Annotated in this window: 18 protein-coding genes and 1 pseudogene; 3 read left to right on the forward strand and 16 right to left on the reverse strand. The window is 69.3% G+C overall.

The features are described from left to right. Nucleotides 1–58 precede the first annotated feature (58 nt). The gene (locus tag FDA38_RS30305) at nucleotides 59–1,174 is read left to right on the forward strand and encodes an ADP-ribosylglycohydrolase family protein (protein ID WP_137257512.1); all 1,116 of its coding nucleotides are present in this window, start codon (nucleotides 59–61) and stop codon (nucleotides 1,172–1,174) included. Here the strand turns inward: FDA38_RS30305 and FDA38_RS30310 are convergent, their stop codons facing one another. Next, nucleotides 1,175–2,758 (reverse strand): FAD-binding protein, encoded by a 1,584-nt coding sequence (locus FDA38_RS30310; protein WP_137257513.1) that lies wholly within the window; start codon nucleotides 2,756–2,758, stop codon nucleotides 1,175–1,177. Nucleotides 2,759–2,846: 88 nt separating this feature from the next. Continuing rightward, nucleotides 2,847–3,554: a prepilin peptidase gene (locus FDA38_RS30315; protein WP_233715009.1), complete on the reverse strand. Its 708-nt coding sequence runs from the start codon at nucleotides 3,552–3,554 to the stop codon at nucleotides 2,847–2,849. 98 nt (nucleotides 3,555–3,652) lie between these two features. On the opposite strand from FDA38_RS30315, the gene FDA38_RS30320 reads away from it, so the two are divergent. Beyond that, nucleotides 3,653–4,105 carry a hypothetical protein gene (locus FDA38_RS30320; protein ID WP_137257515.1) on the forward strand — a complete coding sequence of 151 codons (453 nt, stop codon included), beginning with the start codon at nucleotides 3,653–3,655 and terminating at the stop codon, nucleotides 4,103–4,105. Here FDA38_RS30320 and FDA38_RS30325 read toward each other — a convergent pair. From FDA38_RS30325 to FDA38_RS30360, 8 genes are read right to left on the reverse strand one after another with little or no spacing between them, the layout of a single operon-like run. Then, entirely contained in the window at nucleotides 4,098–5,129 is a 1,032-nt protein-coding gene (locus tag FDA38_RS30325; RefSeq protein ID WP_137257516.1) for a DUF2330 domain-containing protein, read from the reverse strand. The two genes, FDA38_RS30320 and FDA38_RS30325, sit on opposite strands and share 8 nt — an antisense overlap. 14 nt (nucleotides 5,130–5,143) lie before the next feature. Beyond that, a complete protein-coding gene (locus FDA38_RS30330) occupies nucleotides 5,144–6,712 on the reverse strand; it encodes an FAD-dependent oxidoreductase (protein WP_137257517.1) in 1,569 nt (522 codons plus the stop codon). Then, nucleotides 6,699–7,523: a shikimate dehydrogenase gene (locus FDA38_RS30335; RefSeq protein ID WP_137257518.1), complete on the reverse strand. Its 825-nt coding sequence runs from the start codon at nucleotides 7,521–7,523 to the stop codon at nucleotides 6,699–6,701. Before FDA38_RS30335 ends, FDA38_RS30330 begins: the two co-directional genes overlap by 14 nt. Nucleotide 7,524: 1 nt before the next feature. Further along, a complete protein-coding gene (gene mltG, locus FDA38_RS30340) occupies nucleotides 7,525–8,712 on the reverse strand; it encodes an endolytic transglycosylase MltG (RefSeq protein ID WP_233715011.1) in 1,188 nt (395 codons plus the stop codon). A gap of 11 nt (nucleotides 8,713–8,723) precedes the next feature. Beyond that, entirely contained in the window at nucleotides 8,724–9,173 is a 450-nt protein-coding gene (gene ruvX, locus FDA38_RS30345; protein ID WP_137257519.1) for a Holliday junction resolvase RuvX, read from the reverse strand. 30 nt (nucleotides 9,174–9,203) lie between these two features. Beyond that, entirely contained in the window at nucleotides 9,204–11,873 is a 2,670-nt protein-coding gene (gene alaS / locus FDA38_RS30350) for an alanine--tRNA ligase (protein ID WP_137257520.1), read from the reverse strand. Nucleotides 11,874–11,878: 5 nt separating this feature from the next. Then, nucleotides 11,879–12,115: a DUF6167 family protein gene (locus FDA38_RS30355; protein ID WP_137257521.1), complete on the reverse strand. Its 237-nt coding sequence runs from the start codon at nucleotides 12,113–12,115 to the stop codon at nucleotides 11,879–11,881. Beyond that, nucleotides 12,112–12,522: a DUF948 domain-containing protein gene (locus FDA38_RS30360; protein ID WP_130388436.1), complete on the reverse strand. Its 411-nt coding sequence runs from the start codon at nucleotides 12,520–12,522 to the stop codon at nucleotides 12,112–12,114. Before FDA38_RS30360 ends, FDA38_RS30355 begins: the two co-directional genes overlap by 4 nt. 157 nt (nucleotides 12,523–12,679) lie before the next feature. Here FDA38_RS30360 and FDA38_RS30365 point away from each other — a divergent pair, with 157 nt between their 5' ends. Next, the gene (locus FDA38_RS30365) at nucleotides 12,680–13,342 is read left to right on the forward strand and encodes a hypothetical protein (protein WP_137257522.1); all 663 of its coding nucleotides are present in this window, start codon (nucleotides 12,680–12,682) and stop codon (nucleotides 13,340–13,342) included. Here the strand turns inward: FDA38_RS30365 and FDA38_RS30370 are convergent. From FDA38_RS30370 to FDA38_RS30390, 6 genes and pseudogenes are all read right to left on the reverse strand, one after another. Further along, nucleotides 13,323–13,631 (reverse strand): nuclear transport factor 2 family protein, encoded by a 309-nt coding sequence (locus tag FDA38_RS30370; RefSeq protein ID WP_137257523.1) that lies wholly within the window; start codon nucleotides 13,629–13,631, stop codon nucleotides 13,323–13,325. The genes FDA38_RS30365 and FDA38_RS30370 overlap by 20 nt on opposite strands. Then, on the reverse strand, nucleotides 13,628–14,476 hold the full coding sequence (locus tag FDA38_RS43570; protein WP_325053127.1) for an AAA family ATPase: 849 nt from the start codon (nucleotides 14,474–14,476) through the stop codon (nucleotides 13,628–13,630). Before FDA38_RS43570 ends, FDA38_RS30370 begins: the two co-directional genes overlap by 4 nt. Nucleotides 14,477–14,542: 66 nt before the next feature. Continuing rightward, nucleotides 14,543–15,244, reverse strand: a pseudogene (locus FDA38_RS43575) (AAA family ATPase); the annotation flags it as partial. A gap of 233 nt (nucleotides 15,245–15,477) precedes the next feature. Beyond that, the gene (locus FDA38_RS30380; RefSeq protein ID WP_137257524.1) at nucleotides 15,478–16,413 is read right to left on the reverse strand and encodes a hypothetical protein; all 936 of its coding nucleotides are present in this window, start codon (nucleotides 16,411–16,413) and stop codon (nucleotides 15,478–15,480) included. Continuing rightward, nucleotides 16,410–16,661 carry a hypothetical protein gene (locus FDA38_RS30385; protein ID WP_137257525.1) on the reverse strand — a complete coding sequence of 84 codons (252 nt, stop codon included), beginning with the start codon at nucleotides 16,659–16,661 and terminating at the stop codon, nucleotides 16,410–16,412. The genes FDA38_RS30380 and FDA38_RS30385 overlap by 4 nt, the downstream gene beginning before the upstream one ends. After that, a complete protein-coding gene (locus FDA38_RS30390) occupies nucleotides 16,662–17,294 on the reverse strand; it encodes a VC0807 family protein (protein WP_137257526.1) in 633 nt (210 codons plus the stop codon). Between the last annotated feature and the right edge of the window lie 46 nt (nucleotides 17,295–17,340).

The raw sequence follows: 17,340 nt of genomic DNA on the forward strand, positions 1-17,340 counted from the left end.
ACTGGCCCTGGAACCCGTCTTGGGGTAGCGGAAACACCACCCCCGATAGGGTCCTGGCATGAGTCGGCAGGGTGCGGAGACGTGGCGGGCGCGGGTGCGCGGGTGCTTGCTGGGCGGTGCGATCGGGGATGCGCTGGGCGGTCCGGTGGAGTTCGAGGACGGTCGGTCGATCGTCGCGAAGCACCCGGACGGCGTACGGGCGTTCCTCCCTGGAGGCGACGGGTGGCCGGCGGGGACGATCACCGATGACACCCAGATGACGCTGTTCACGGTCGAGGGACTGATCCGGGCCGGCGTACGGACGGATCGCGGGCTCGGGTTCACGGTGGCCGTCGTACAGCACGCGTACGACCGGTGGCTGGACACGCAGACGATGGCCGCGCCGAGTGGTGAGCGGGATGGCTGGTTGCAGGGTGAGCAGTGGCTGTACGCGCGTCGTGCGCCGGGCAACACCTGCCTGTCCGCGCTGACCGAGGCCCGCAAGGGCGAGGCGCGGATCCCGCAGTTCGGCGCGGAGGCGGTGAACGACTCGAAGGGGTGCGGCGGGGTGATGCGGGTCGCGCCGCTGGGGCTGCTGCCGGAGTACTTCCCGACCGACTGGATCTTCGACTCGGCCGCGGCTGCCGCCGGATACACGCACGGGCATCCGACCGGCAAGCTTGCCTCCGGCACTCTTGCCGCGATCATCCACGAGCTGTGCAACGGCGCCGGCCTCGACGATGCACTCTCACGCGCGACCGACCTGCTCAAGCAGCACGACGGCCACGAGGAGACCAGTACGGCGCTCACGTTCGCGCGACTCCTGGCCGCGACCGCACCGGCCGGACCGGTCACGGTCGAGCGCCTCGGCGGCGGGTGGGTCGCCGAGGAGGCGCTCGCGATCGCGGTCTTCGCGGCCCTCGCCTACCCCGAACCCGAGCAGTTCCTCGACGCGCTCGCACTCGCCGTCACCCACTCCGGCGACAGCGACTCCACCGGCGCGATCTGCGGCAACATCCTCGGCGCCCTCCACGGCGAGACGGCTCTCCCCGCAGAGCTCGTCTTCACCGTCGAGGGCCGCCCGGTCATCCTTCAGCTCGCTGACGACTTCGCCCTGGAGTTCATCCAGGGCAAGCGCCTGCACGGCGACTACGGCCCGCACACGACCTGGACCACCCGCTACCCGGGCTGGTGACTACAGCGGCTCGATCGAGAGCTTGTGGTGGAACACGTTGCGCGGGTCCCACTTCGTCTTGATCTGCTGCAGCCGCGGGTAGTTGCCCAGGTAGTACAGCTCGTGCCACGGCACGCCGGACTTGTTGTACGCCGGGTCGGCCAGATCCACGTCCGGGTAGTTGATGTACGAGCCGGCGTTGGTCGCGTTCGGCACCGGGGCGCCGCCGGTCTCGCGGTAGATGTCGCCGTACACCTTGCGTGCCCAGGCGAGGTGCATCGCGTCGTCGGCGGCGGACTCCCAGGACGCGGTGAGCACCATCTTGCAGACCACGTCCCGCTGCGCGGCGGCGGTGGCGTTCGACGGGACGGTGTTCACCTTGCCGCCGTACGGGACGAGCAGGATCGACGACTCCGGCCCGTTGTAGTCCGGGTCGGTGAGCCCGTTGTACATCGCAACGATCTGCTCGTCGGTGTAACCCTTCTTCAGGTACGCCGCCTTGTACTTGCCGCGGGACGGCGTCGCCGTCTCGCCGATCGAGCGCTCCATCGTCAGGTGCAGGAACGGCCCGACACCCATGTCGATCGTCTGCGGCTTGGCCTGTACGCCGGCCGTGATCGCGGCGTTGAACGCGTTCATCAGCTGTTCCGAATTCGGCGCGGCGGCGTCGATCTGCGTCGAGAGCAGGAACTGTCCCGCCTGCTTCTGGGTGATCACGAACGGCGCGTAGAGCGTCGCGTACGGCGAGTCCGCCGTGTTGTGCTGTTCGAAGAACGTGAACCAGTTCCGCATCGTGCGGACGAAGTCGGCCTGGGTGGTCTTCGACCAGTCGTACACCAGCACCGTGGAGCGCAGCGCGGCCGGTGCCTTGGGCAACGATTCCGCCGGCGTCCGACCGGTCGAGCCGCTGCTGCGCAGCAGGTACCGGACCACGACGCCGAAGTTCCCGCCGCCGCCACCGGTGTGCGCCCACCACAGGTCGCGGTGCTCGTTGTCACGGGTCGCGACCACGGTGCGGGCCCGGCCGCGGGCGTCGACGACCACGACCTCCATGCCGTACAGGTGGTCGACGACCGAGCCGTACTTGCGCGAGAGCGGACCGTACCCGCCACCGGCGAAGTGGCCGCCGACACCGACGCCGAGGCAGCCGCCGGCCGGCACGGTCAGGCCCCAGCCGAAGAACAGCTCCTTGTAGAGGTTCTCCAGGATCGCGCCGGAGCCGACCGAGAAGGCGCGGTACTTCGGATCCCAGACGATGTCGTTGTTCGTCGACATGTCCAGCACGACCTCGATATCGCTGCTGTCGACGAAGTCCTCAAAGCAGTGTCCGCCACCGCGGACCGCGATCCGCTTGCCGCTGCGGACCGCCTCCTGAACAGCCGCGACGGCGTCCTCGGTCGATCGGATCACTCGTGCGTACTGCGGTTTGCCGATGAACCGGCGGTTCTGCCCGCGCTGGACCAGGTCCTGGTACCGCGCGTCGTTCGGGCCGATCTTGTCGCTAAGGGCGGGGGTGGCAACGGCGGCGGACGCAGTACCGGGGATGGCGAGAGCCGCACCCGCAACTGCAGTCCCGGCCAGAAGACCACGACGACTGACTGGCATTGATTCCCTCCCGAGAGTTCGAATGCTTCGACCCTAGGAAGGCGGGCAGTGTCCGCACATCAACCATCTGGTGGAGTGCGGCGATCAGCTATCCGGCGTACAACCGCTCCAAGGGCGCGCCGAGCAGTACGCCGGCCAGCGCGCCGACCAGCATGAACGGCCCGAACGGGACCATCTGCTTGCGCGTCATCACCCGCGCGGCGATCAGCACGATCCCGACGATCGCGCCGAGGAAGAACCCGCCGTACAACCCGGAGGCGAACTGCCCCCAGCCCAGCCAGCCGAGCGCGAGCCCGAGCAGCCCCGACAGCCGTACGTCGCCGAACCCGACGCCGCGCGGGAACGCGAACCACAGCACGTAGAACACCGCGAACCCGATCGCACCGGCGATCACTGCCCGGCGCAACGAACCCCACTCCCCCGTCGCCACCGCAGCGGCCAGCAATCCGGCCGCGACCACGGCGTACGTCGGCCAGATGATGACCGAGGGCAGGAACCGCGTGCGCGCATCGATGTACCCGAGCACCGCGCCGGCGACCGCGAGCACCAGCCACGCGGGCAGTACGGCGTCCAGCCCGAGCATCCAGCCCAGCAGTCCCCCGGCGACCGCTGCGAGTCCACCGCACCAATACGCCGCTCGCCGGCCCGCCACCGATGCGTACGGGACCTTGGTCTCGCCCTCTTCCAGCACCGGCTCGGGGATGTTGCGCATCAGCCAGGGGCCGAGGACAGCCGCAGCGGGGCCGCAGAGGATCACACCGATCCCCGCGGCGAGCACTGCGTTGTCAGCCGGCACGATCCAGGAGCCTAGACGATTCCGCGGCCCGACTTCGTGAGCCCTGTGGACAAGAGTGTGGGAGTGTGATGGAAAGGTCATCTCTGGAAGGACTGCCGATGAACGCCGTGGACAAGGGCCGGGTCAAGGACGCGTTGCTGCGGCAGGTCGAGGCGGATCTCCGGGCGGCCCAGGGTGACGTGGCGCGCGAGGATTCGGCCGCGAAGCTGGACCAGGATTCGTCGTTCTCGGTCGACGACCAGTCGCAGGCCTCCCAGGCCGGTGACCTCGGCGGGCTGTTCGAGGGCAGGGAGCAGCGACAGGTGGGCATCCGCAGCCAGATCGAGAAGCTCGACTTCAGCCCGCGCAGCGAGGTCGGGCCGGGCGCGATCATCGGGTTCGACGGCGATCGGTACGTCGTGGGCGTGGTCGCGGCGGCCTTCGAGTGCGACGGCGCGACGTACGAGGGGATCGCGGCCGACGCCCCGATCTACGCGGCCATCGAGGGCTTGCACGCCGGCGACACGTTCACCTTCGCCGGCCACGAGCACAAGCTCGACTTCGTCAGCTAGACCTGCGAATCAGCACTCGGGCGATGACGGCCGCGCCGGTGCCGATCAGGAGCAGACCGCCGAAAATCACGCCGAGCGTGCTCCAGAAGCCGTCGTTCTCGGTGACGACCTCGACGCGCTGGTACTCCGCGTCGGTCGCGGCCGGCGCGAACGTGAAGTCGTCGGTGATCCGGCTCGGCTCGCTGTACGTCGCCGTGTACGCGGTCAGGAAGGTGGCCGGCGTCGTCAGCGCATCGTCCTCGACCCGGCCGGCGAACAGCAGCTCGGGCTTCACCGCGGCATCGGGCAGCTTCGTCGCGTCGACCCGGTGCTCGGCCGCGACGTACACCGTGACGGTCTGGGACGTCGTCGCGCCCTTGCTCAGGCGCATCGGGTAGACGATCCGTTCGGATGCGAACGTGAGCCGCAGCGGCGGTGTCGCTCCGCTGAGGCTTTCGCCGTCCCGCTTCGGCGCGAGCTTCACCGCCACGATCTCCCACTTCTCGGTCAGGTACGGCGTGAGGTTCGCGGCCAGCGTGGCCGGTACGACATACCCGTTCGTCCGCAGCCAGTCCGTGACCGCCGTACCGGTCGAGCCGGTGAGCCGCGTGACCGCGAACGGGCCGAGGACCATCTGCTGTCGGACGTTCACCCCGGATGCCGGCGCCGCCGCCCCCGCGGAGTCGCGGGCGTTGCCCATGATCCCGAGGTCGCGGAACGGCCAGTACGTCTTCTTGTAGACGATCTTCGGCCGTGTCAATTGGTCGAGCCGGTAGAAGAGCTGGTCGTCGCCGAGCTCGACCTTCGCGGCCGCCGGGACCGGCATGATCCAGGCCGCCTTCTTCGACAAGCCGTTGATCGCCATCGAGAGCGTGATCTTCTCGGTGCCGCCGGCGTGCTGCACCAGCGCGTTCTCGCCGTACGCGCGGGCCCGCGACTGCGCGTCCGGGAGGTAGCCACCGCATGCGCACGCCCAGGCAGGTGTCACCCCGGCCGTGATGAATCCGACCGCCAGGACACCAGCCACCACCCGCCAAAGCTTCACTGGCGGAACACTAGCTAGACGAGGGTGTACGGCGTGTGGAAGAAGTTGGACGGGTCGTACTTCTTCTTCGCGGCCTGCAGCTTGGCCGAGTTGCCGCCGTAGTACGAACTCACTGCTCGGCCGACCTCGAGGTAGTTGACGTAGGCACCGGCCGAGGCCGTCCGGACGGCGCGGTGACCGTTCGTGATGAAGGTCTGCGCGGTCGTGCCCTGCGCGGACGAGTACCACTGGATCACGCCGAGCGCGCTGCGCCACGGCCACGACGCCCCGCCGGCCGGCTGCTTCGCGGCCTGTCCGCCGAGCGGGTCGAGGATCGCCGACGCAGGTGTCTTCGCCCGCGCGGCCGCCTTCAGCGCACCGAGCAGCGCGGTGATCGTCGCCGCGTCCATCGCACCCTTGAGTACGTCGGAACCCGCGAGGAATCCCTGCCGCGGACTCGTCGTACCGCCACCGAGGTACTTCACCGCTTCCATGTGCGTCTTGACGCTGATGGTCCGCGCCGAAGCCTTCGCGCCGACGAACGACTCCAGCTGCGCAGCCGCCGCGTTCGCGTTGCCGGTGGTGGAGACGCCGAGCACGTGGATCGACAGCGTTCCGTTGCTCTGGGCATCAATGTGCAGGTTGCCCCACGCCGTCGTCGGCGCGGTCTGGGCGAACTTCTGCCAGCCTCGGACGACGGCCGCCGCCTGCGATTCGGGCCAGGTCAGCCGGAAGAACCCGAGCTTGGTCGCCGGGATCGTGGAGAACCGGAACGACGTGACCACGCCGAGGTTGCCGCCACCGCTGCCGCGCAACGCCCAGAACAGGTCGGGCTCGACGGTCGCACTGACGTTGTGCGACTTGCCGTCCGCGGTGAACACGCCCATCGACACGACCCGGTCGCAGGTCAGCCCGTACGTGCGGGTGTGGATCCCCATCCCGCCGCCGAGCGTGAGGCCGGCGACGCCGACGGTCGGACAGGTCCCGGTCGGCAGCGAGCGCCCGTACCGGTCGAGGAACGCGTGGACGTCGTACAGGCGGGCTCCGGCGCCGACGGTGAGGATGCCGTTCGAGTAGCTCATGCCTTTCAGCCCGCCGACGTCGAGCTGCATCCCGTTCGCGATCGTGGACGCGCCGACGTACGAGTGGCCGCCGCTCTTCGGCACGAGTACGAGCTTGTTGGTGCGGGCGAAGTTGATCGCCTTCTGTACGTCGGCCGGGTTGGCGGCCTTCACCACGGCGGTCGGGCGGACGCTGTCCCAGCGCGGGTTGAACAGCTGGTGCGCGGCGGCGTACCCGGAGGTCGAGGCCAGGTAGACCTTGCCGGTCAGCGAACGGGAGAAGGCGTTCCAGTTCGGTGCGGTCGAGGGGCCGGTCGGCGCTGAGCTGGTCGGGGTGCTGCTCGGCGTCGCGGTCGTCGACGCGGCCGAGCTGCTCGGAGCTGTTGTGGTGGGAGCGGTGGTGCTCGGCGCGGACGTGGTCGGCGTCTGCGACGGGCTCGTCGTACCGCCGGCGTTGTCCTTCGTGTCGCCGCACCCAGTCAGTGCGACAGCTGCTGCGGCACTACCGGCTTTCAGTACGGTACGGCGGTCAAGCAGGCTCACGATCCCCCAACTCCTCACGCGCGGCCGACCTCATGGCCGCCAGAGGAGCCGGCGACCTACCCGTCATCATCTCCACCTGGAGGGTCGCCTGATGCACGAGTAGATCAAGTCCGTTCAACAGCTCTGTACCGATCCGGTGCGCCGCGATCGCGAGCTTGGTCGGCCAGGGGTGGTACGCCACGTCGAACACCACCGGCGCCACCGCGGCGAAGTGCTCGGCCCACGGGTCGACCGCACCACCGGGCAGCGTCGACACGCACAGGTCGAAGCCGCCGATCTGCTCCACCTGCGTGAAGTCCGCGACCGACATCCGGAGTCCGAGCTCCGCGGCCAGATCGAGCAACCGCTCGGCCTTCGAAACGTCCCGGACGACGACGGTCACCTCGCTGACCTTCATGCCACGCAACGCCGCCAAGGTCGACGCGGCCGTCGCGCCACCACCGACCACGACCGCTGTCTCGGCTGCCGTGATGCCCTGCTCGGCGAACGCATTCACCAGCCCGGGTACGTCGGTGTTGTGCGCGGACCGGGATCCGTCCGGCTCGAACAGCATCGTGTTCGCCGCACCGATCAGCTCGGCGACCGGATCGACCGTGTCGACGAGATCCAGCGCGACCCGCTTCAGCGGCATCGTCAACGACAGCCCGCGGACGTCCTCATCAAGCGACGCCACGAAGGCCCGGAGCTCATCCTCTTCGACCTCGAAGGCGTCGTACCGCCAGTCCAGCCCGAGTGCGGCGTACGCGGCCCGGTGCATGGCCGGCGACAGCGAATGCGTAATCGGCGAACCGAGCACGGCACAACGGGTCAACTCAGCACCGGCCCTTGTGCGCCTGGCACCAGGTCTGCAGCTTCGCCACGTTGACCTGGTGTTCTGCGAACGTGGTGGCGAACGCGGTCTCGCCGGTGTCCAGGTTGACCAGCGTGAAGTACTTCCATGAGCCCACTGCCGGGTTGAGCGCGGCGCTCAGCTGGTCCCGGGTCGGCGAGTTGATCGGGCTCGGCGGCAGTCCCTTGTGGTTGTACGTGTTGTACGCCGAGGGGTTCTTCCGCTGCTCGGGCGTCGTGTACACGCCGCCGTCCTTGCCGACCACGTAGTGCACCGTCGAGTCCATCCCCAGGTACATCCCGGCGGACAGCCGGTTGTAGATGACCCGCGCGACCTTGGCATAGTCGGACTGCTTGTTGGTCTCGGCGCCGATGATGCTGGCCACGATGACCGCCTGGTACGGATCCAGCTTCTTGTGCTGGGCGGCCTGCACCAGGTTCAGGTCCTTGGCGATCGACGCGTACTTCGCGGTCATCAGCTTGAGCATGACGGTCGCGTTCGCGTTCTTCGGCACGTCGTACGTCGCCGGGTACAGGAAGCCTTCGGGGTTGCCGTTCGCGTACGCCGGCAGGCCGAGCGAGGCCGGGTGGTTGATCGCGTTCGCGGCCTGGCCGGCGGGCAGCTTGAGCTTGGTCTGCAGGATCACCGCGACCTCGCCCTTGGTCTCCCCGGACGGGACGCTGACCCGCATCACCTTGATCGACTCGGCCGTGTTCATCATCAGCGCCAGGGCGGCCTTGGCCGACATGTGCTTGCGCAGGGTGTAGGTCGCGGCCTGGATCTGCAGCGACCGCGGGTCGTCGCGGGCCGCACGCTCGAACGCGCGGGCGCTCTTGACGACCTCCTTCTTCTCCAGGGTGTCGGCGATCGACGAGCTCGACTGCCCCTTGGAGATCTCGACCTGCACGGTTCCCGTGCCCTCGCCGGTGTAGTCGGGTGCGGAGAACACGCCCTCGAGCGCGTCCTTGCCCTTGCCGAAGCCGACGACGGCGCCGGCCACGATCGCACCGACGACGATCAGCGAGATCAGACCGGCGAAGCAGCCGAACGCCCGGCGGCTGCGGGCCCGGCGCCGGTTGGCGCGCCGCTCGACGCGGGTCTCGGCGCGTAGGCCGAGACCGCTGCCGAGATCGTCGGCCTGCTCCTCACCCTCGTTCACGTCTTGGTCCACCGATGGTCCGTTCACAGGGGCCTCCCGGGTGGGTTGCCGGTCTCGCGCTCGAGGTCGAGCGCATGTTGCAGAATCACGACCGCCGCGGCCTGGTCGACCACGGCGCGCCGCTTGGAGCCCTTCTTTCCCCGTTCCCGCAGCATGCGTTCGGCGGTGACGGTGGTGAACCGCTCGTCCACCAGCCGCATCGTCGTCCCCTCACGCACCTTGTCCAGCACCTGTGCCGCCGTCTCCCGGATCTTCACCGCGGCCGGTCCCTCGCCCCCGGACAGGGAGCGCGGCAGCCCGACCACGATCTCGAACGCCTCCAGTTCGGCGGCGAGTGCGGCGATCCTATCCAGATCACCGGGCCCACGCCGGACGGTTTCCACAGGCGTGGCCAGGATTCCGTGCGGATCGCTGCTGGCGACGCCGATCCGGGCATCGCCGATATCGAGCGCGATCCGCACGCCGCTCCTCATCTAAGTGGTCTCATCTGTGGCAGTCCTCGGTCAGCCGGTGACGAGGTGGCCGACGGTGTGCTCGACCGCCGCCAGTGCCTCGTCGGCGCCGGCCGGGTCGGTGCCGCCGCCCTGCGCGACATCGTCCTTGCCACCGCCGCGACCGCCGAGCTTCTCGGCCGCGACCCGGACCAGGTCACCGGCCTTGAGCCGCCACTCGCGGGCGAGGTCGTTGAGCGCGATCACCACACCGGGCTTGCCGTCGTTCACACTCAGTACGGCGACCACGGCCGGCTTGTCGTTCGCCATCCGGCCGCGGATGTCCAGCGCCAGCTTGCGCAGGTCGCCGCCGTTGACGCCGTCGGGTGCACGGTGTCCGACGTACTGGACGCCGAAGACGTCCCGCGGGTTCTTCGCCAGCTCGCCCGCGGCCTCCAAGACCTGGGCGGCGCGGACCCGCTCGAGCTCCTTCTCGGCCGTGCGCAGCCGCTCGGCCAGGTCGGCGACCTTGGCCGGCAGCTCCTCCGGCCGGGTCTTCAGGTTCTCGCTGAGCAGCCGGACCAGCGCGCGCTCGCGGCCGAGGTAGTGCAGCGCCTCCATGCCGACGAACGCCTCGATCCGCCGTACGCCGGCGCCGACCGAGGACTCGCCCGTCACCGTCACCGCGCCGACCTGCGACGAGTGCTTCACGTGCGTGCCACCACAGAGCTCACGCGACCACGGGCCGCCGATCTCGACCACGCGGACCTGCTCGTCGTACGTCTCGCCGAACAGCGCCAGCGCACCCCACTCCCGCGCCTCCGGCAGCGTCATGTACTGCGCCGACACCGGGAGGTCCTGCCGTACGGCGAGGTTCGCGACCTCCTCGATCTCCGAGCGGGTCGACGGGTCCAGCGCCGACGACCAGGCGAAGTCGAGCCGCAGGTAACCGGGCTTGTTGTACGAACCGCTCTGCAACGCGTTCGGGCCGAGCACCTGGCGCAGCGCGGCGTGCACGACGTGCGTACCGGAGTGCGCCTGGCAGGCCGAAACCCGCCACTCGTGGTCGACCGCGGCGTGCACGTCCTCGCCCGGACGCAGTACGCCTTCGAGGATCTCGACCTTGTGCACGATCAGGCCCTTGACCGGGCGCTGCACGTCGAGGACCTTCAGCTTCAGGCCGTCGCCGAGGATCAGGCCCTCGTCCGCGATCTGGCCACCGGACTCGGCGTAGAACGGGGTCTTCTCCAGCACGACCTCGACGGTCTCGCCCTGCTCGGCGAACGGCGCGATCGCACCCTCCCGGAGCAGACCGCGCACCTGCGAGTCGCTGGAGAGCTCCTGGTACCCGGTGAATTCCGTGACGCCCTTCTCGCGCAGCTCACGGTAACCGGAGGTGTCGGCGTGCCCGGCCTTCTTCGCCCGGGCGTCCGCCTTGGCCCGCTCGCGCTGCTCCTTCATCAAGGAGCGGAAGCCCTCGGTGTCGACGTTCAGCCCCTGCTCGGCCGCCATCTCGATGGTCAGGTCGATCGGGAAGCCGTACGTGTCGTGCAGCTGGAACGCCTTCGCGCCCTCGAGCTGGTGCGCACCGCCCGCCTTGGTCTCCTTGACCGCCACGTCGAAGATGCTCGTCCCGGCCGTGAGAGTACGGCGGAACGCCTCCTCCTCGGCGTACGCGACCTGGCTGATCCGGCCGAAGTCGGCCTCCAGCTCCGGGTACGACTTCTTCATCTGCTCGAGGCTCGTCGGCAACAGCTCGACCAGGCTCGGGTCCTCGTAGCCGAGCAGCCGCATCGAACGGATCGCGCGGCGGAGCAGGCGACGCAGTACGTAACCGCCCTGCTCGTTGCCCGGGGTGACGCCGTCGCCGATCAGCATCAGCGCGCTGCGGACGTGGTCGGCGACCACGCGGAACCGGACGTCGTCGACGTGCTCGACGCCGTACTTGCGGCCGCTGAGCTCGGACGCCCGCTCGATCACCGGGTAGATCTCGTCGATCTCGTACATGTTGTCGACGCCCTGCAGCAGGTACGCGACCCGCTCCAGGCCGAGACCGGTGTCGATGTTCTTCTTCGGCAGCTCGCCGAGGATCGGGTAGCCCTCCTTGCCGCCACCCTCACCGCGGATGTTCTGCATGAAGACCAGGTTCCAGAACTCCAGGTAGCGGTCGCCCGCCTCCCAGTCCCGGTCCGCGCCGAACTCGGGGCCGCGGTCGATCAGGATCTCCGAGCACGGGCCGCACGGACCCGGGATGCCCATCGACCAGAAGTTGTCCTTCATCCCCAGCCGGACGATCCGGTCGTCGGGCAGGCCGGCGATCCGCTTCCAGAGGGCGATCGCCTCGTCGTCGTCGTAGTACACCGAGGCGTAGAGGACCGACTCGTCGAAGCCGTAGCCGCCTTCGTTCTGGGGCTTGGTGACCAGCTCCCAGGCGTACTCGATGGCCTTCTCCTTGAAGTAGTCGCCGAAGGAGAAGTTGCCGTTCATCTGGAAGAACGTGCCGTGCCGGGTGGTCTTGCCGACCTCTTCGATGTCGAGCGTCCGGACACACTTCTGCACGCTGGTGGCCCGGTCGTACGGCGGGGTCTGCTGGCCGACGAAGTACGGGACGAACTGCGCCATGCCGGCGACGTTGAACAGCAGGTTCGGGTCCGGCGACGGTAGCGGGGCACTCGGCACCACGGTGTGGCCCCGGTCCTCGAAGTACTGCAGGAACCGTCGCCTGATCTCACTGGTTTCCATGGGTGTTACCGGTAGTCCTCACGATCGTTTGTGGTCTCGATACCCAGCGCGTCGCGCAGCTCGGTCTCCCGCTCGGCCATGCCCTCGCGGACCTGGTCGCCGAAGTGCCGGACCGCGGCGGACAGCTTCGCCGCGGACTCCTGGACACTCTCCGGAGCGAGGAGCTGTGCTCGTTTCTTCAGCCGGGTGACGGCGTACACGCCGACGGCGATCCCGATGATCAGCCAGATGATCCGCTTCACCGCTTCCGCGCCTTCCGCTCGGCCTTCATCTCTTCCTTGACCCGACGGCTCACGTCCTTGCGCTGCTGCTCGCCGAGCGCGCGGCGGACGCCGTACGTGAACGCGGCCGCCTTCACCAGCGGGCCGCCGGCGGTGGCCGAGAACAGCGACATCAGCGCGGCCGCGTTGGTGGTCACCGTGGTGGCGTTGTCGGTGATCGTGTCCACCTTCGCCAGTTGGGCGTTCGTGGTCGCCACCGTGGTGGTCACCTCACCGAGCAGCGGGACGCTGGAGTCGGAGACGCCCTTGACCATGATCCGGGTCTCGTCGAACACCTTGCCCAGCTTCAGGATCGGATAAGCCAGCAGGCCTACCAGGATGAGCAGCGCGCAGGCAGCTATCAGCCCCGCGACTTCACCGACGCTCATGGAAACGATCCACCTTCCCGTAGCGAGCCCGTTGTGACCTCATGTGAGTTCTGGACGCCCGACCTTATCGCGCGGCCATAGCGCACTCCGCTCCAGGACACCATCCCTCACATCACAGTCGCCCACCAAACCGGCTCACGGGGTCGGGGACGTCTCCGTGACGGTCGGTTCCGCGGGGGTCGGCGTTGTCGGCGTCGACGGGGTTGCCGAGGGTGTTTGGCTCGGCGTCGTTGGGCTTGTGGGGGTCGGGCTGGTCGGGACCGGGGTGGTCGGCGTGGTCGGGGTCGGCGGTGACGTCGGGGTCGGGCTCGTCGGCTTGGGGCTGCTGATCGGAGTGGTCGGTGGTGACGTCGGCCGGGTTGTGCTCGGTGTGGCCGGGGTGGATGCGGTCGTGGTCGGTGCTGTCGTGGTCGGTGCTGTCGTGGTCGGCTGCTGGGATCGCGTTGCCTCAGGCTCCGGTGCCACCCAGGGCGGAGCGGGCTTGCTCGGCGATGCCGACGGGCTCAGCGGCACCAACGGCTTGCCGACCGGGAGCTTCGGTCTCGGATTTGACCTCGACGTACCTTGTGTCCGCTCGACGCTCGGGCCGGGTTGGGACGCGGGCGGCGCCTGGGTCGTCGCCGTCTCGCGCGACCGGAACGGGATCAGGTACAGAGCGCTTGCTATCAGAACCAGGGCTGCTGCCCCGATGGTCAACTTCAGAACGGGTACACGCCGACGGCTATGCCGCGGTCTGGACTGCCTCACAACGGAAAACCTTTCGCCCCCAGGCCGAAACGGAGCCTACCGACTCGAACGCTTCAATCGAAGCTCACCGTGAGTGCCTGAACGGCCCCGTCCGGTGCCCATTCCAGCTCCATCGAGCCGGTCCCGCCGCCCGACCAGCGAAAACGCGCCAGTTCGTCGCCGTCGTCGATCAGCGTCATGGTCTCGGCCGGCGGGTTTTCCCGGTACGCCGCGGCGATTGCCGTCCGACCTTCGAACGGGCCGACCGGAATGGCGACGAACCGCATCGTCGCGTCCGGGGCGAACCGTTCGGCGAACGTGTCCCAGTCGCCGGTCGTGACGGCCCGGTTGAAGGCGTCTATGTGATCGGCGGTCCGGCTCATTTGCTGTCGCGCTTACGGTCCGGTTTGCGGTCCCGGAGGATCTTGCGGATGGCCGTGACCCGATCGGCGTACGCCGCCTCGCCACCGCGGCGAGTGGGGTTGTAGTAGTCGGTGCCGTCGATCACGTCCGGCGCGTACTGCTGCGGTACGACGCCGCGCGGGTCGTTGTGCGAATACTCGTACGACGAGCCGTGGCCGATCTTCTTGGCGCCCGCGTAGTGCGCGTCCCGCAGATGCGGCGGGACCGGGCCGACCTTGCCCGCCTTCACATCCGCGATCGCGGCGTCGACGGCCATGATCACGGCGTTGGACTTCGGTGCCAGCGCGAGCGCGACGACCGCCTGCGCGAGGTTGATGCGTGCTTCCGGCATACCGATCAGCTGCACGGCCTCGGCGGCGGCGACCGCGACACCGAGCGCCGTCGGGTCGCCCATGCCGATGTCCTCGCTCGCGGAGATCACCAACCGTCTGGCGATGAACCGCGGGTCCTCCCCCGCCTCGATCATCCGGGCGAGGTAATGCATGGAGGCGTCGACGTCCGAACCGCGGATCGACTTGATCAGCGCCGAGGCAACGTCGTAGTGCTGATCCCCGGCCCGGTCGTACCGCACGGCCGCGCGATCAACCGCCGTCTCCAACGTCACCAGATCAATCAACGCCCGCGCCCCGCCAGCCAGGCCGCCGCCAGCCAGGACGCCGCCAGCCGCAACGGCGTCGGCCGCATCCCCGCCAGCCGCATCGCCGCCAGCCGCGCCAGCCGCATCGCCGCCAGCCGCGCCAGCCGCATCGCCGCCAGCTGCGCCAGCCGCGTCGGCGTCGGCCGGGGCCCCGTCTGCCCCGCCCACATCAGAGGGCTTGGTCGCCTGTGAGTACTTGAGGGCCTGCTCGTGCTTGGCTCGGGCTCCGCCTGCGGCGGCTTCCAGGTAGGTGAGTGCGCGGCGGGCGTCCCCGCCGGCCATCCGCAGCAGGTGGTCTCGCGCGTCCTGCGCCAGTTCGAATTCGTCGTTCAGTCCGCGCTCGTCGACCAGCGCGCGATCGAGCAGCACCGAGATGTCGTCGTCGGTGAGCGACTCCAGCGTGAGCAGCAGGCTGCGGGACAGGAGTGGGGAGATCACCGAGAAGAACGGGTTCTCCGTGGTGGCGGCGACCAGCGTCACCCAGCGGTTCTCCACGCCCGGAAGCAGTGCGTCCTGCTGGGCCTTGGTGAAGCGGTGGACCTCGTCAATGAACAGCACGGTCTCGACCGTGCCGGTCGCGCGGGACAGGTCGCGGCGGGCGCCGTCGATCACCTGCCGCACGTCCTTCACACCGGCCGTGACCGCGGACAGCTCCACGAACTTCCGATTGGTCTGGTGTGACACCACCGCCGCGATCGTGGTCTTGCCCGTCCCCGGAGGACCCCACAGCAACAGCGACATCGGCTGGTCACCCTCCACCAGCCGTCGCAGCGGCGAGCCCGGCGCGAGCAGATGCTGCTGCCCGACCAACTCGTCCAGACTCCGCGGCCGCATCCGCACCGCCAACGGAGCCGCCGTATGGTCCGCATCCGCCAAACTCCCACCACCACGCGCCGGCGCAGGAGCCCCCGGAAGATCGAACAAACCTTCACTCACCCCCGCAGCCTAACCAGCCCCACCGACATCCCCATCGCCCCGCCCTACCAGCCGACCTCCGCAGCCCGTCTCCCCAGGGCGCGCCTCCGCGGCCCGACCCACCCAGGCGCCTCCGCGGCCCGACCCACCCAGGCGCCTCCGCGGCCCGCCCTACCCAGCCCGCCTCCGCGGCCGCCCGCCGCCTCGCCTCCTCCCCCGACTGACCCGCCCGACGGACCCGCCCGGCTGAGCCGTTAGCGGTTCTGGGTGGGGCGGCGGTTGGTGGCGTTGCGGAGGGCGCGGTTGTCGCGGCGGGTGGTGGGTGGGTCTGTGGCTAGGGTGCCGAGGAGGTCGTTGCGGACCGACCGGAGCTGGGCCTGGGCTGGGTCGAGCCTGGTGGCGACAGCGTCACTGTGGTCCCGCCACGCGTCCCGGCTCTCCTTCAGGTACAGCGCGAACGCAGGCACCTTCAGCGCCACATCAGCCCAGTCCGGCGCCCCGGTCAGGTCCACGCCCAGGCTGTACAGCGCGTACGTCGAAGTCAGCCTCGCCTGCTGCATGAACGCCGCACGCCGGCTGACCGGCGCCTCCTGCCTCCGAGCCAGATCGAGCCGGTCGTCCATCAACTGACGCCCCTGCCGGACCATCTCGTCCGCGGCCTGGCGCAGCGGCGCGCCCACTCGGACCTGCGCGCCTTCATCTATCACGTCCCGCAGCACACTCGCGCGCGCCAGCCGGGTCAGGGACTGCGCGAGCCAGTCGTCGTCCCGCTCCGGCAGGACCACGCGGTCGCCGTACGCGTCCTCGAAGCTCTTCCGGAGGTCCGCGACACTCGTCGCCGGCATCGGCCGGCCCTCCAGCGCGGCCCGGTTGACCGCCTGCGCCGACGCCTCCTCGAGGCTCAGACCCCACTGGTTCCTGGGATCGAGGGACAGATCGGCAGCAGCCACCAGGATCTGTTCGGCATCCGTGCCCTCCGGATCCAGGCGTACGCCGTCCAGCTCGAGCCGGCGCCACCAGTGCGCCAGCCTGTCCGCGACCTGCCGCTCCCGGTCCGTCGCAGCCGCCGGGAACGACCGCTCGTACCGATCGAGCGCGAGCAGCGCCTCGGTGGCGAACATGCCCACCACTTGCTGCGCAGCGGCGAGCTCGTCCCGGCTCGGCTCGCGACGTTCCGCCCGCGGCGTCATTGCCGGCCGTCCAGCTCCGCCTGGACTCGCTCGACGGCCTCGGCCCGGCGCCGGAGACTGTCGAACCGCTCGGCCTGCTCCGGGTCGGCCGGCTGGTAGTCGGCATCCTCCGCAGCTCCGACCGGGACGTACCACCACCGGTCCGCGTACCAGGTCGGACCGACCTCCGTCCCGGCGAGCATCGGCGTCGCCGCACCGGAGTCGAGCAACTCACGCATGCGGTCTTGCGAAATGTTGTCGTCGGTCACTCAAACGACTGTAGGACGCCGAGGGGCGAACACGAGCTGGTATGTGCCGCTCCGCCGGAGCAGGACGATGGTCGGGATCTGCAGTACGACGATCGTGACGACTGTGATGATCGGGTCGAGCGCCGGTACGACGGAGATCGGCAGCGTGTACGAGAGGACGACGCGGACGATCGCGTCGACGATCGACGCGATCCCCCAGAACACGGTGATCCACTTCCAGGCGTGCCGGAACTTCGGGTTCGTCTCCCAGAGCTCGTCCATCACCGCCGCCCGGCGCGGCATGAGCGCCTGCGTGACGGTGTAGGTGAGGGGCCGCGGATGGCGCAGCGACCACAGCGTGATGCCGGCGAACGGGAGGCTGATCCAGGCGTTCCGGACGAGCAGCAGGCGGGCGTCTCCACCGACTACTGCGACCACGGTGCTCGCCACCATGCTCACCACGACAGCCATCCCGACCAGGTCCGTACGCCGGTTGCGCACCAACGACACTGCCGAACTGATGAGTCCTGGGATGACGCCGGCGAGCAGTGCGATCAGGTCGTTGGCACCGAGCGCCTTCAGGCCGTAGTAGAGGGCGAGCGGGATCGCGATGTCGACGACGAGGAGCCACGGTCGGTTGCGCGTGCTGGGCATGCACCGAGAATCAGGCTTGGAGCCGCCGGCCGGCATCGAGCCGACG

The sequence above is a fragment of the Kribbella jiaozuonensis genome, from assembly GCF_005233875.1.
In the GTDB taxonomy this organism is placed as follows: Bacteria; Actinomycetota; Actinomycetes; order Propionibacteriales; family Kribbellaceae; genus Kribbella; species Kribbella jiaozuonensis.